8 protein-coding genes and 1 tRNA gene are annotated in these 14,314 nt (G+C 43.0%); 2 read left to right on the forward strand and 7 right to left on the reverse strand.

Annotation, left to right across the window (positions count from 1 at the left end; translation table 11 throughout):
- Window positions 1–13 precede the first annotated feature (13 nt).
- From VK541_RS24315 to VK541_RS24345, 7 genes are all read right to left on the reverse strand, one after another.
- Complete coding sequence (locus VK541_RS24315) at window positions 14–2,542, reverse strand: family 20 glycosylhydrolase (protein ID WP_324373209.1); 2,529 nt, start codon at window positions 2,540–2,542, stop codon at window positions 14–16.
- A 13-nt stretch (window positions 2,543–2,555) separates the two neighbouring features.
- Window positions 2,556–3,677: a DUF5009 domain-containing protein gene (locus VK541_RS24320; RefSeq protein ID WP_324373210.1), complete on the reverse strand. Its 1,122-nt coding sequence runs from the start codon at window positions 3,675–3,677 to the stop codon at window positions 2,556–2,558.
- A gap of 8 nt (window positions 3,678–3,685) precedes the next feature.
- The gene (locus tag VK541_RS24325; RefSeq protein WP_324373211.1) at window positions 3,686–5,476 is read right to left on the reverse strand and encodes a RagB/SusD family nutrient uptake outer membrane protein; all 1,791 of its coding nucleotides are present in this window, start codon (window positions 5,474–5,476) and stop codon (window positions 3,686–3,688) included.
- A gap of 18 nt (window positions 5,477–5,494) precedes the next feature.
- Complete coding sequence (locus VK541_RS24330; RefSeq protein WP_324373212.1) at window positions 5,495–9,019, reverse strand: TonB-dependent receptor; 3,525 nt, start codon at window positions 9,017–9,019, stop codon at window positions 5,495–5,497.
- Window positions 9,020–9,218: 199 nt separating this feature from the next.
- Entirely contained in the window at window positions 9,219–10,274 is a 1,056-nt protein-coding gene (locus VK541_RS24335; protein ID WP_324373213.1) for a FecR family protein, read from the reverse strand.
- 70 nt (window positions 10,275–10,344) lie between these two features.
- Entirely contained in the window at window positions 10,345–10,926 is a 582-nt protein-coding gene (locus VK541_RS24340) for a sigma-70 family RNA polymerase sigma factor (protein ID WP_324373214.1), read from the reverse strand.
- Between the two features lie 183 nt (window positions 10,927–11,109).
- Window positions 11,110–11,183, reverse strand: a tRNA-Ile gene (locus tag VK541_RS24345).
- Window positions 11,184–11,235: 52 nt separating this feature from the next.
- Between VK541_RS24345 and VK541_RS24350 the strand changes: the two genes are divergently transcribed.
- Together VK541_RS24350 and katG are read left to right on the forward strand one after the other, a co-directional pair.
- Complete coding sequence (locus VK541_RS24350; RefSeq protein WP_324373215.1) at window positions 11,236–11,886, forward strand: HAD family phosphatase; 651 nt, start codon at window positions 11,236–11,238, stop codon at window positions 11,884–11,886.
- Between the two features lie 132 nt (window positions 11,887–12,018).
- Window positions 12,019–14,295: a catalase/peroxidase HPI gene (gene katG, locus VK541_RS24355; protein ID WP_324373216.1), complete on the forward strand. Its 2,277-nt coding sequence runs from the start codon at window positions 12,019–12,021 to the stop codon at window positions 14,293–14,295.
- Window positions 14,296–14,314: the final 19 nt, after the last annotated feature.

Genomic DNA, 14,314 nt, shown 5'->3' on the forward strand with positions numbered 1-14,314 from the left:
TCCCGGTTCTTCTTTAGTTATTTTGTATTTTTACGGCTCTTCCTGCCTTTCCTTCCGCATTAAATGCCTTTAGTTGAATTGTTCCTTTTGAATTTAAAGGTGAAGCATATACGGCACTATTTGCAGTCGGTTCGGTTCCGTCTGTCGTGTACCTGATTACAAAACCCGGGAACTGGACATTTGCAATAACCCGTCCGTTCTCTATAACGACACCAGGGGTCGGAATTCTGTAGTTGTAACCACCGGCATAGTGGTCTAATCTTGGCAATTCCCTTTTACCAACAATATTCAAAAACTCAGACCACACCTGATTGTACGCGATGCTACTTTTGGCGGTATCTGTTTCTGTAGCCCATTCCGGGTCCTTTGCCCATGCCCGCTCGGCTGCGCCGAATAGTTTTGGTAAAAGCATATATTCAAATCTTTCGGGAGTTTTGATGATCTCGCTCCACAGGGGTGACTGGATTCCTACGATATTAGATTTTCCAAATTCAGTGAGGGAGGTTTTACCTTCAAGTGTTTTTTTATCAATCGGATTGCCACTTTCATCTTCCTTTAAATTTTTAAATAAATCATAGGGAACAAAGTAATAAGGCTTATCTATTCCAACATAACCACCCCAATACTGGCCGGTTTCGTTAAAGCTTTTATTGGCAGCCAGGTCAAGATAAAGATTGGTGACACAGGTAAGGACCACTTTATAACCAGCATTTGCCAATTTATACGCCAGATCTTCATTTCCCTTTAAGTTGTTCCAAACATCTGCATGGAAGTTCTCTTTAGAAAAACGATCGTCCAGCACCATTTTTTTCTCTCCATTTACCAGTGCTTTACGCAAACCAATTTCTTCCCATCCTGATAAATAGAGTTTTTTTGCTTTTAACATAGCATTCACTTTATTGAAATAGTAGTACCACATTTCGTCGACTCCCCGGATTGAAGTATCTTTTTTCAGCAGATTGGTTACTGCAGGGGATTTTTCCCACACTCCGGCAGGTACTTCATCACCGCCAAAGTGAATGGTAGCTAAGGGTGCGTTTGCGGCTACATACATGGAGCGCATTTCATCTACAACTTTCTCCAGAAAAGTATATACCGATGGCAAAGCCACATTAATAACGTTGTCTTTAAATCCCTGAACAGATTCGTATTCAGATTTGTCATCCAGATCACGCAGCAAATACTGTGTGGCCTCTTGCTTTTTCCCTAATTTGATGAGCCGGTGATACCGCGCATCCATAGACTTGATTGCAGCCCTGGCATGTCCGGGTGTTTCGATTTCGGGGATCACGCGGATGTGTCTTGCTGTCGCATATTTTAGAATTTCAATAAAATCTGAGCGGGTATAAAATCCGCTTCCGGAGTTCACACCTGTATCTGCACCGGATCCGTAAGATGGCAGGATGTTATTTTCGTCGCCCATGGTATGACTGCGTTGAGAACCGACACTGGTCAGTTCAGGAAGGCCGGGAATTTCCAGCCGCCAGCCTTCGTCTTCAGTTAGATGAAAGTGCAGCACATTCATCTTGTAAAGGGCCATGACATCCAGGGTCTTCAATACTTGTTTTTTAGACTGGAAGTTTCTACCTACATCCATCATAAAACCACGGAATCCAAATCTGGGAGCATCCTCGATTTCTACCGCTGGTACTGCGATTTCTTTTTGGACAGCTCCCCACGAAGTGGAAGGGAACAATGTTTTTAACGATTGAATGCCATAGAACGCACCTGCAGGATCGTCTGCCGTAATCAATATTCTTTCTGGTGTGATACTTAATTTATAAGATTCAAGGCCCCTGACTTTACCTTTTATCAGTACAATAGAATTTTTTGCACTGACTTTCGCAAGTGTAGGTTTTTTGCCCAAAATGGCCAGTAATTCACCGGCAAAAAATGCCGCTTCTTTTGCAAACTCATCATCGGCAACGATAGAAACTTCAGGTACCAGGTTGAAAATGCCCGCACCTTCTTTATAAGAAACCGGTGTAGGAAAAACTTTTGGCAATTGATCTGAAGGAATGTCCTTTACCGCTTTATTTTGGCCAAATGCATACGCGGCAACCACAATTTCAGTTTTTTCTACCTGCTCAACCGGATTGATATTGGTATTACTGATGTTATATCCCTTTGATGGAGCCTTGTCCCAAACGAGGTAAAAGCCAGATGAAAGGTCAGTAATATTTTTAACCTCTGTCGAAAGCACATTTATCTTAACCGATGATCCTGTCTTTAACTCATTAAAACTCTTTAAAGGGGCCAGACGAAAGAGATCACCGTTTACGTGGCTTATCTTCGCATTGAGTGTGTCGGGACCGGCAACATTCATCGGTCTGGAATTGAAAAAGATGCTCCAGCCTGTTGCAGGTAATGCTTGTTTTCCATTATTGGTTATGGTCAATACGGAGTGTGTACCGCCATCAATATTATTCACTACTTCGCGTGTAATGTGCAGATCGCTTACTTTAAATGGCGACGCAGATTGCGCATAGGCGTTCAGGAGACTGTTAAACAGCAGCGTGATCAGAATACAGAATTTCTTCATTTTTTATTTACAGCTAAACGCGTATGTATATTTTTCTTTTATCAAGTATATAGCCAACCAACCAGCAGGTCAGCATAAAGGAAATTGCAAAGAGCAATGACCCAACCGGGCCGGGAGCAATGACCTGGAAGAACCGGGTGCTGATCCATTGGTTGAAATTCAGGCCGGGAACGATTAGCCCAATAATTGTCAGCAGCACTTCTGAGACGAGATAGATAAACAGCGGATTTTTTCCAAAAACGGTAAAAAAGGAAGTCCATTTTACCGAAGCTTTTACCTCAATGATATAGATCAATGCGCCAATGATGACCAGATCCAAGCCGCAGGTAACCAGGACAAAGGAGCTCGTCCAAAGTTTTTTATTAATTGGAAATACGGAATTAAGGCATATTGCGAGCAATATCAGCAGGCCACCCGTAAGGAGTAATTTGGAGATCGTTTCAAATCCTTTTCCTTTTTCCTGTATGAACTTACCGGCCAGATACCCGATGATCACGTTTACACAGGAGGGTATGGTACTCAGTATCCCTTCGGGATCAAAGGCAATACCTTCGCCATGGTACATGTGCTTTTCGCCCAAGACCCTTAGATCAAGGTATTGTCCCGCATTACCGGCCATACTGAAAGGATCTGCCGTATCGCCAAACAGCAGCAAAGCTACCCAGTAACCGATTAAGAACAAAATACCTGTGATTATCACACCTCTTGTACTCAGGTAATGAATGAGCAGGGATACTATGCCATAGCAAAGTGCGATACGCTGCAATACGCCCAATATCCTGGTATTAGCTATTGGAGAAAGGCTAATGCCTCCTCCTTCGTTATAATAGAAGAAAGGAAACCAATACATGAGGTATCCAAGAAGAAATATGAGCAGGGTACGCTTAAGTATTTTTGCCAGCACTGCAGCATTTTCCATCCCGGCAAATTTTTTCGTTGAAAAACTCATGGCATTTCCGACAGCAAATAAGAAAGATGGAAATACCAGATCTGTTGGCGTAAAACCATGCCATGCTGCGTGGTTCAGCATGGCAAAAGGTTCTGCACCACTACCAGGTGTGTTCACGATGATCATGAAACATACGGTCATACCCCGAAATACATCGAGCGATAAAAAACGTTGTGGTTGGTTCATTGTCTAGATTAGTTATATCCTGGATTTTGTTTTAAAACCGGTGCTCCGTTTGATTGGCTTAAGTCTATCTGGCGCTGCGGTATAGGGTAGTAGTCATTCTTTCCTTTCACAAATTTACCGTTCCTCACGTCGGAAGTGATCTTACCCTGAAAATTAAAGTAAGCATTTAATTCCTGATCCGCAATTCCCCAGCGCACCAGGTCAAAGAAACGGTGCCCTTCCATAGCCAGCTCTATTTTTCTTTCATAATAGATGGCCCTCAATGTGTAATCTTTGCCCTGTCCGGTAAAATTGCCTGCCGGATATACATTGATCTTATAATTTGCCGCGGGTTCATCTGAAAAGCCAGCGGATGGATCTTCATCATCATTATATTTGAACAGCCAGCTCTCATGATCTGCTGCCCTTTCTCTTACTCTGTTTACGTATTCCTGTGCCTTGTCTAAATTTCCGAGCTGTGCTTCACATTCTGCGGCCATTAAAAGTACGTCGGCAAAGCGGATAATAGAATAATTCACGGCCGTTCCCGGGGCCCAGGTGCCCTGATCTCCATCGCTATCGGCATTTTCACTCCAGTAAACATTCTTTTTCGGTCCGTATGGCCCGCCATAGCTCTGATCTCTGGCCCACGGCTTACCCGGATAAATTCCCCAGTCATGATACGGTATGCCCCGGCGCCCGGCTGTCCAGTCCAAACGCGGATCAAGTGTTCCCGCATCAGGTATAAAATCATCTTCTGCCTCTACACCCATATCAGTTTTTACAGGAAAGCTGTTATAGGCAGTGAAGTATGGCAACCCTGTAGCAGGATCAGTCCGGAAATGATTGACCAGATCTACTGATGGCTGAAAGAATCCGCAGCAGCTGAAAGGACTGCCATCACCATAAGGAAAATTAAGCATATCGCCATTGTTGGCATTTGACGGACCGGTTGGATCTGCATTTGCAGCCATTTGAATGACAAAAACTGCCTCAGGATTATTTTCACGGCTTGGCAGCCAATTGTCTTCAAAGTTTTTATTTAAATTATACTTTATACCTGAACTTGTTTGCCCCAGTGTGATCACCGCATCAAAGACAGGCTTGGCTTCATCATACTTATGCTGATAGAGATAAGCCTTTGCCAGGTAAGCGCCAGCTGCCCATTTATTAGCTCTTCCCACTTCGACTTGTGCAGGCAGGAGATTGTCGTAAGCGTATTTAAGATCCTCAGTAATTCTCGGCCATATATCCACATTATTTGGTTGATTAAAGTTGGTCGTGGTTTCATCAACCCAGGGAACCATGTTCCACATCTTCTTCAATTCAAAATAATAATGGCCGCGGAGAAAACGAGCCTGGGCACTTATGCTTTTACGTTCTGCATCGCTCAAATCTGTGGCTTTTACCATCAACTTCAAGACATTATTTGTTCTTGAAACACCTTCATACAGCGCTTTCCATTTTCCGTCGAAATAAGCATTGGTTGCACCTGAATAAAAGTTGACAATAGGATCAATAGCAGGCTGATCTGCACCATCACTCCCTTTATTGGCATCGCCCCCGGCCACAGATCCAAATACCCAGTTGGTTGGAGATGCCTGCCAGGCGTCTCCGCCGCCGAGGGCGACATCACCGCCCTGCATACCGTCAAGAGCTGCATAGGCACCAATCAGTAATCCGTTAACTCCATTTTTTGTGGCTATCAATTCTTCTGACAATGAGCCAAGAGGAGGCTGATCCAATGCCTTTTTACAAGAATAGATGAGTTGCATTGCAAACAACATGACAACTGATAATATATATGTTGATCTTTTCATTTTCTTAAACATTAACCGTTAAAAATGTAAATTTATGCCCAATAGAAAGGTCCGCTGACTTGGATAAGACCCATCGTCAACACCATAAGCAGTTTGCTGTCCGGTTTCGCTTGATGTTCCGATTTCCGGATCCACCCCTGAGTATTTTGTAACTGTAAACAGGTTAGCCGCCGAGACATAAAGCCTCAATCTGCTGACGCCAACTTTCTGAAGTGCATTCGCCGGTAACGTATAGCCGATCTGCACATTTTTTAGCCTCAGGTATGATCCCTTTTCTACAAAATAGGAAGTAGGGACACTGTTTGTACTAAATGATTGCTCAGTTTCCTGGATGGGTGCCTTTGCATTATGACGGGTACTTGTCCAGGAATCGTAAAGCGCAGTATGGCTTTTTGCACCACCAAATGAAGGCATAAAATCCGTCCACCATTTCACCTGGTTCCAGATTGAATTGCCCTGAACACCATAGAAGAAAGCGCTGAAATCAAAGCTTTTAAAGCTTGCGCCCAAATTGAGCCCATAGCTAAAATCAGGATTTGCATTGCCGAGGAAAGTCCTGTCATCGGCAGTGATCATCCCATCGCCATTAACGTCGGCATACCTAAACCGGCCGACTTTAACATTGTCCTGATAAACACTATTTGGATCACCAGTGGCATCCCGGGTTTTTTGATCTGCAGCTTCAATTTCGCTGTCCGAGTTCCAGAATCCTTCTATCTGGTAGCCAAAGAACTCACTTACAGAATGGCCAACAGCGTTACGGATGATACGGCTGCCATCGAATCTCCTTGAATCAACATCATAATAATCCACATCACCAGATACTTTTTTTATTTCATTACGGTACGTAGTGATCGTTGCCGTAGCATTGATTTTAAAATCCTTACCGATATCCTTATGCCCGGTCAGTGAAATATCGAAGCCATCGTTTTTCATTTGCGCAATGTTTACAAACGGAACCGTGGCGGCGCCAACAGTTGCAATCATTTCAGGATTGTATAACAGGTCACGAACATTTTTTTGATAATAGTCTGCGGAAATCTCTATTCCTCCACCAAACAATGTCGCATCAAATCCGAAGTTTGAGTTCACGTTTTTCTCCCATTTGGCATCAGGATTTCCGGTTTGATTTTGATAAAAGCCCGCAACAACAGCATTGCCGCCGCCAATGGCATAATAAGACTGGCCGATTCCACTTCCAAATGTGGTAAAAGAATTGGCGCCGGAAACATTTACCTGGTTGCCCATGATCCCCCAGCCTCCTCTTATTTTAAGGTCAGTGATCCAGCTCACATCCGACAGGAAACTTTCTTTAGAAACCCTCCATGCTGCACTTACAGCCGGAAATACCCCATAAGTATTTTTAAGGAATTTTGAAGAACCATCACGACGGATGGTAGCACCAATCAGGTACTTGTCATTAAATGCGTAATCAACACGGCCAATCAGAGAAAATAAGGCATCTGCAGTCCTTTCACTTGTGGTTTCCATTGGTCCGCTGCCATTGGACAGGTTCGTATAATCCGGATCAAAAGAGAAATATCCCTTGTTGCTACCGCTCATTGTACTGTAACGGTTCTTGTTATATTCCGTTCCGACCAGCACTTTTAAACTGTGCAGATTGAAAGTTTTATTAAATGACAATGTGTTTGTCCAGGTATATTCCAGTCCTGTATTAGAAGATTCCGCATAACTGTTGCTCGTGGTATTCTCCGCATTTTCATATTGAGGATAGACAAATGATCTTGATGCACCCGAATAAGAGTCGGCGCCAAATACAGTTCTGAGCGTTAAGAACGGAAGAAGATCAGCCTCTGCGTAGACATTTCCAAATAACCTGTTGTCTGTTGCTTTGTTGTCTTTAGTACGGTAAAGCATGGCTACAGGATTGTAGGCATCACCCAGCTTGCCACCGTAACCACCTGCAAAATTCCCTTTGATGTCGTATACAGGAATGATGGGCTGCTCTCTGAATGCATGGCCAATCGCATTATCGCCGGTAAGTCCATCTACTTTGGGATTGTTGGTAATGGTATAAGCCAGGTTTTCACCCACCCTGACGTACTTGCCGATTTTGTACAGTGTATTGGAGCGAACCGTATACCTTTTCAGGTAAGTCCTGTCCAGCGTTCCTCTTTGGTTAAAGTAGTTTGCCGAAAAAAGATAGTTTCCCTGATCTGAACCACCGCTTACAGAGACATTCTGACTGGTGATTGGAGCCGGATTAAATATTTCGTCGTTCCAGTTCGTACCTTGTTTATTTGCCCTGTTGATCCTGTAGAAGGCATTGTATTCATCGTCAGATGTAAACAGCGGCTTCACATTATATAAAGCTGGATTTACTGAAGGATCTCCTTCTTTAGCTTTAAGCGGATAAATATAATCTGGTAAAACATAAGTCGGCCCATTGCCATATAATGGATCATCAAAGCTATCGGCACCGGAATTTGTTTCGGCGAGCCTTTTTAAGTCTGCCATCTCCTGCGGAGATAAAATGTTCCAGACATTCCCGGTTTTAGGGCGTTGAGTACCGTAATAAGAATCATACTGTACCTTCACTTTATCTTTACCTTTTTTTGTACTGATGACAATTACCCCATTTGCAGCACGCGACCCGTATATAGAGGCCGAACCCGCATCTTTCAACACCTGCATGGACTCGATATCGTTAGGGTTTAAATCAGCAACGTTAAGTGTTGGCACCCCATCCACTACATAAAGCGGATTATTGTTTCCGAACGTATTTACCCCCCTGATACGTACCTGAGGTTCTTCCCCGGGCTGACCTGAACCCAGGATGGTGACTCCTGAGGCTTGTCCCTGTAAAAGATTGTTTATAGAGGGACTGGGTTGTTTAATCATTTCGGCTACGTTTACAACTGAAACGGCACCGGTCAGGTCTTTCTTTTTTTGAGTGGAATAGCCTAAAACAACCACTTCTCCTAATGAAGTCGATTCTTCAATAAGCTGTACGCTTAAAGTGTTTTCTCCATTTATGGGAACTTCTTTAGAAGTAAAGCCGATATAAGAAAAGATCAGCGTAGCACTTGCATCAGGCGCATTGATTGCAAAATTCCCATTTGCATCTGTAACGGTAACGATGGTCGTGCCTTTTACCTTTACACTTACACCAGGCAGTGTTTCGCCTTTTGCAGAAGTTACCTTGCCCTTAACGGATACAGGAGGTTTATTGGCATCGGGTGGAGCTGGTTTTTTTGAAGCGTCTTTATCATAGAGAATAATCCGGTTGTCGATCACTTTATAAAAGATACTTAATGGGTTTAATGTTTTATCCAGAATATCTCCAAGTCGTTTTTTGATATAATTTGCAGATGTGATGCGGTCAGATTTAATTACCGATGGACTATAAATAAATTTAACTTTTGTCTGGTTTTGTATTTCGTTGAGTATCTCAGTTACCCTGGCATCATTGATACTGATGGAAATTTCCTTATTCAGTATTTCCTGAGCTTCCGCATTTTTTGCCGCTGCGCCGCATGTAAAGAGAACTACAAGAAATATTTGGGCTATAGATATCCTCATTGCTGTTTTTATTAAAGCAACAAATCGCTTTATTTTCATAACTTTAGGAGTTTTGTTCGTTAATATGAAAGTTTTCGTACAGAATTGTTAACTGGCAATGTCCCACAACATTGTCAGTTTTTTTTTGAGTGTTTACTTAGTAGAATTCTCTTTTTTTCATAAGTCTGACTGGTTTAGGTGAGTTCTGGTTGATTGAATTTTATTGTTTTCCTTTGATAATTATTTTAGTCCCTTTGACCTCATAGGTGGCCTGTATGGATTCACATAAAAAATCCAGCTGACTATAAAGGTTCTGTTCAGACAGATCCCCTGTAAACGTATAATTGTATAACTCTTTGTCTTCCACAGTGAATTCGATTCCGTACGATTTCTGAAGCTGGTTTAGCACTTCTGCTACACGGATATCATTAAAGGAATAACTCTCCTTTGCAGTCTGTTTATTATTTTTTGTAACGATCGGCAATGGTTTGTCAACCAGGGTGGTTGCAAAGCTATTTTCCGATGCATTGTAGACCGTTTTTTGGTTTGGAGTAAGTACTACCCCCTTACCTGATGTTAGCAGCCCGTCAATTTTAAAGGATAGGCTACCTGAATTTGGAGAAACGATTACTTTTCCGGTTTTAACAGTTACTTCTGTTTCAGTTGCCGCACTATTGGTTTTTACAATAAAGCTTGTGCCTACCACTCTGGTAATGACGTTTTTATTATAGACAAGAAATGGTCTTAATGGATTTTTACTGATTTCAAAAAATCCTTCTCCATCTAAGGATACTTCCCTAACGGATTTAGAAAAGTGCCGGGGGTATTTCAGCATTGCATTTGGCTGAAGCGTGACCAAACTTCCATCTTCCAATTTAACGATCAATGGTTTACCGGTATCATTTGCAGTAGAATTGATATCATTTGCAGATGCAGATTTGATGAATTCAGGTTTCTCACTCTCCGTACTAAAAAACAGATAACCCGCTATCAATATAAAACTTGCAATCATCGCCGCGGCTGTCCTTAAAATCATTGATAATCTGAACGCAGGTTTCAGTTTACGAATGGGGATTTCACTTTCTGATGCGAGTGCATTTTCGTGTATTCTGTCCCATAACTTTTGTTCAAGCGCTTTTACCTGCGCCGGGGCAATATCCTGCATGTCCTGCTGATCAAGCATTCCATACCATTTTTCAATAATTTCTTTTTCTTCATCCGTACACTTGTTCTGCAGGTATCTTTCTAACAATAGATGAAACGCTTCTCTGCTCATTTTTATAGCTTTTAAACTATATGTAAGCTAAGTCGACCCTACCCCTAAAAAATATTTGAAAATTTAAGATTTATTGGAAAATAATAAAAGTAACCAAAAGAAGCATGTACTCTTTAAGGTAAAACCGAATTGATTTCAGTGATTGTGTGATGTGGTATTCCACTGCTTTTTCTGAGATATTAAGCTGTTCGGAAATGTCTTTTACTGACCTGTGCTCTATGCGGCTCATCCTGAATACTTCGGCAGTTTTTTTTGGCAATAACGCAATCCCTTTGGCAAGGGCTTCAGACAATTCGTTAAGCATCAGCAAATAATCCGTATTATTTACAATTCCATAATTATTGGATGCCTTTATGTAATTGTGGTAATTTTCCTGAACCAATAATGATTTGTAGTGGTTAATGATGCTATACTTTAAACTCCCGAAAAGATAGGCGCTTAATGAGTTTATAACTGCTGTTTCTCTTCGTCTCCAGAGTTCTGTGAAGAGATTTTGGGTTAATTCTTCGGCAAGTTCTTTGTGATGTACTTTCCGGTAAGCGACTTGGTAGACCTTTTGCCAGTACCTGAGGTAAATTTCTTTAAATGCATGCTGACAACTTCCTTTGAAAAGAACAATTAATTCGTTATCAGATAAGAGTCTGCAATTCATGAATTTAATGTCTGCTTAAAACAAATTTAACATTATAATCCAAAGTCAGCCACAAAATTTTTACACTTAATATATTGCGGTGGGCTGCAATATAGAAGTCGTCTCTGTCATCTGCATGATTTCCAAAAAAAAAGAAGGCAAAAAAAATGGGCAAACAACGCTGAAACGTGTTTACCCAAAGGGTGGGCCATGATGGGCTCGAACCATCGACCAAAAGATTATGAGTCTTCTACTCTAACCAACTGAGCTAATGGCCCTGTAAAATCTTTTAGATTTTGCGAGTGCAATGTTACATATTTGTATTCAATTATGGAAACTGTTTCAACACAAAAAATAAAAAACATCATTTTCGATTATGGCAATGTCATCTTCGAAATAGACTTTAAGAAGGCGCAAAATGCTCTTTTACAACTCGGTATTGCAGATATCCAGGAGTTTTTCGCACATAAAAGCCACAATAATCTTTTTAATGATTTTGAAATTGCGGCCATCTCTCCAGCTGAATTCAGGGCCGGAATACGCCTGGCGGCAGGGGATGAAAACTTAACCGACCAGGAAATCGATGCGGCCTGGAACAGTTTATTGATCGGCGTACCTCCCGGAGTTCATGATGTGCTGCTTAAAGTAAAGCAAAAATACCGCACTTTTTTGCTGAGCAATACTAATGAAACACATTACAACTATATATTGGATTACCTGAAAAGGGAATTCAGTATAAGTGACAATAGTGAGCTGTTTGAAAAGGCCTATTATTCACAGCAGATGTTTTTGCGCAAACCTGATGTGGCAATATTTGAACAGGTCGTCAGGGAGAATCAACTTGATCCTGCTGAGACTTTATTTATAGACGATAGTCCGCAGCATATCGAGGGCGCCAAACAAGCCGGACTAAATACGCTGCTGATGACCAGACACCCTAAAGAGCTGGAACAGGTTTTAATTGAAAACCATCTCTTATAACCCCTTAATGCTTCATTAAATAAATGAATAGTTTTTAGCTATAATGCTATAGAAAAAAGCAGTTTGTTAGTCGTTATTATCTGTTGTATATTTAGATAATAAGCATCCGTTCATTAACAAAAAATCATTAAAATGGAAAACGATTCTAACGATATCAGCAAGTGCCCGTTTCACAATGGCAGTATGAAGCACAATGTTGGCGGTGGCGGCACCCGGAACCGTGACTGGTGGCCAAACCAATTGAAGCTGAGCATTCTTCGTCAGCATTCTTCCTTATCCAACCCGATTGGTGAAGACTTTAACTATGCCGAAGCTTTTAAAAGCCTCGACCTGGACAGCCTGAAAAAAGACCTTCACGCACTGATGACCGACTCACAGGATTGGTGGCCGGCAGACTTCGGCCATTATGGCCCATTGTTTATTCGTATGGCATGGCATAGTGCAGGCACGTACCGTGTGGGTGATGGCCGTGGCGGTGCGGGTGCAGGACAACAACGTTTTGCCCCGTTGAATAGCTGGCCTGATAACGTGAGCCTCGATAAAGCCCGCAGACTGCTGTGGCCTGTTAAACAAAAGTATGGTCTCAAAATTTCATGGGCAGACCTGCTGATCCTTGCTGGTAATGTAGCATTGGAGTCAATGGGCTTTAAAACATTTGGTTTCGCCGGCGGACGTCCCGACGTGTGGGAGCCAGATGAGGATGTGTATTGGGGTTCCGAAAGTACCTGGCTTGGTGGTGACCTGCGTTATGCTCACGGATCTGAGGGTGTGAAAGAGAATCATGGCGTTTTGGTTTCGGATGATGATGCAGACGGCGATACCCACTCCCGCAAGCTGGAAAAGCCGCTTGCTGCTGTGCAGATGGGCCTTATCTATGTAAACCCTGAAGGACCTGATGGCAATCCTGACCCTATCGCCTCCGCTAAAGACATCCGTGATACTTTTGGCCGTATGGCAATGAATGATGAAGAAACAGTTGCCCTGATTGCAGGCGGCCATAGTTTCGGTAAGACACATGGCGCTGCCCCTGCTACCCACGTAGGCAAAGAACCGGAAGCCGTTGACCTGGAATTGCAGGGCCTGGGCTGGAGCAACAGCTATGGATCTGGTAAAGGCGCTGACACGATTACAAGCGGGCTTGAAGTAATCTGGACGAAAACACCAACTCAATGGAGCAATAATTTCTTCGAAAACCTCCTTGGTTTTGAATGGCAGCTTACTAAAAGTCCGGCCGGTGCGCACCAGTGGGTAGCCAAAGATGCAGGGGGTATTATACCGGATGCATTTGATGGCTCAAAAAAACATGCGCCAACCATGCTCACCACTGACCTTGCCTTAAGGTTTGATCCGGCTTACGAAAAAATATCCAGGCGCTTTCTGGAAAACCCGGAAGAATTTGCGGATGCTTTTGCCCGTGCATGGTTTAAATTGACACACCGTGATATGGGACCTCGTGCACGTTACCTGGGCCCTGATGTGCCGGAAGAAGAACTGCTTTGGCAAGACCCTATTCCTGCGGTTGACCATAAACTAATAGACGAAAATGACATTGCGGCTTTGAAGTCAAAAGTATTGGGATCAGGGCTGAGCATATCGGAACTGGTGTCTGCGGCATGGGCCTCAGCTTCCACCTTCCGTGGATCAGACAAACGCGGCGGTGCCAATGGTGCCCGGATTCGTCTGGCTCCTCAAAAATACTGGCAGGTCAACAATCCATCACAGTTACAAAGGGTCCTCGACACGCTGGAAAGTATTCAAAAAGAATTTAATAGTGCACAGTCAGACAGCAAAAAGGTTTCTCTGGCAGACTTGATTGTGCTAGCCGGTGGTGCAGGTATCGAAAAAGCAGCAAAAGATGCGGGACATGCGGTCACCGTTCCTTTTGCATCCGGCCGCATGGATGCTTCCCAGGAACAAACCGATGTGGAATCTGTTGGCTACCTGGAACCCATTGCTGACGGCTTCCGTAATTACCGTAAATCAAAAATTCCGGTATCCACTGAAGAGCTGCTGATAGACAAAGCTCAGTTGCTCAGCCTTACAGGACCGGAATTAACAGTTTTAGTGGGTGGAATGCGCGTATTGAACACAAATTTTGATGGTTCTAAACATGGTGTTTTCACCTCACGCGCGGGACAGCTCACCAACGATTTCTTTGTAAACCTGCTCGACATGAGCACTGCATGGAAAGCGGCATCTCAGGACAGGGAACTATATGAAGGCAGTGATCGCGCTACTGGTGAAATAAAATGGACAGCCACCCGTGCAGATCTGGTGTTTGGGTCTAACTCAGAACTGAGAGCTATTGCTGAAGTGTACGGAAGCGCAGACGCGCAGGATAAATTTGTGAAAGACTTTGTATCGGCCTGGAACAAAGTCATGAATCTTGACCGGTTTGATCTGGAATGATATATTTAGAAGGATAATA

Source organism: Pedobacter sp. (genome assembly GCF_035317785.1).
Lineage (GTDB): Bacteria > Bacteroidota > Bacteroidia > Sphingobacteriales > Sphingobacteriaceae > Pedobacter.

Bases quoted from the DNA above. Each gene is read 5' to 3' on its own strand.
- VK541_RS24340 (WP_324373214.1), bottom strand. From the start codon at position 10,926: ATGAATTGCAGACTCTTATCTGATAACGAATTAATTGTTCTTTTCAAA.
- VK541_RS24350 (WP_324373215.1), top strand. From the start codon at position 11,236: ATGGAAACTGTTTCAACACAAAAAATAAAAAACATCATTTTCGATTAT.
- VK541_RS24335 (WP_324373213.1), bottom strand. From the start codon at position 10,274: ATGAGCAGAGAAGCGTTTCATCTATTGTTAGAAAGATACCTGCAGAAC.
- katG (WP_324373216.1), top strand. From the start codon at position 12,019: ATGGAAAACGATTCTAACGATATCAGCAAGTGCCCGTTTCACAATGGC.
- VK541_RS24325 (WP_324373211.1), bottom strand. From the start codon at position 5,476: ATGAAAAGATCAACATATATATTATCAGTTGTCATGTTGTTTGCAATG.
- VK541_RS24320 (WP_324373210.1), bottom strand. From the start codon at position 3,677: ATGAACCAACCACAACGTTTTTTATCGCTCGATGTATTTCGGGGTATG.
- VK541_RS24330 (WP_324373212.1), bottom strand. From the start codon at position 9,019: ATGAGGATATCTATAGCCCAAATATTTCTTGTAGTTCTCTTTACATGC.
- VK541_RS24315 (WP_324373209.1), bottom strand. From the start codon at position 2,542: ATGAAGAAATTCTGTATTCTGATCACGCTGCTGTTTAACAGTCTCCTG.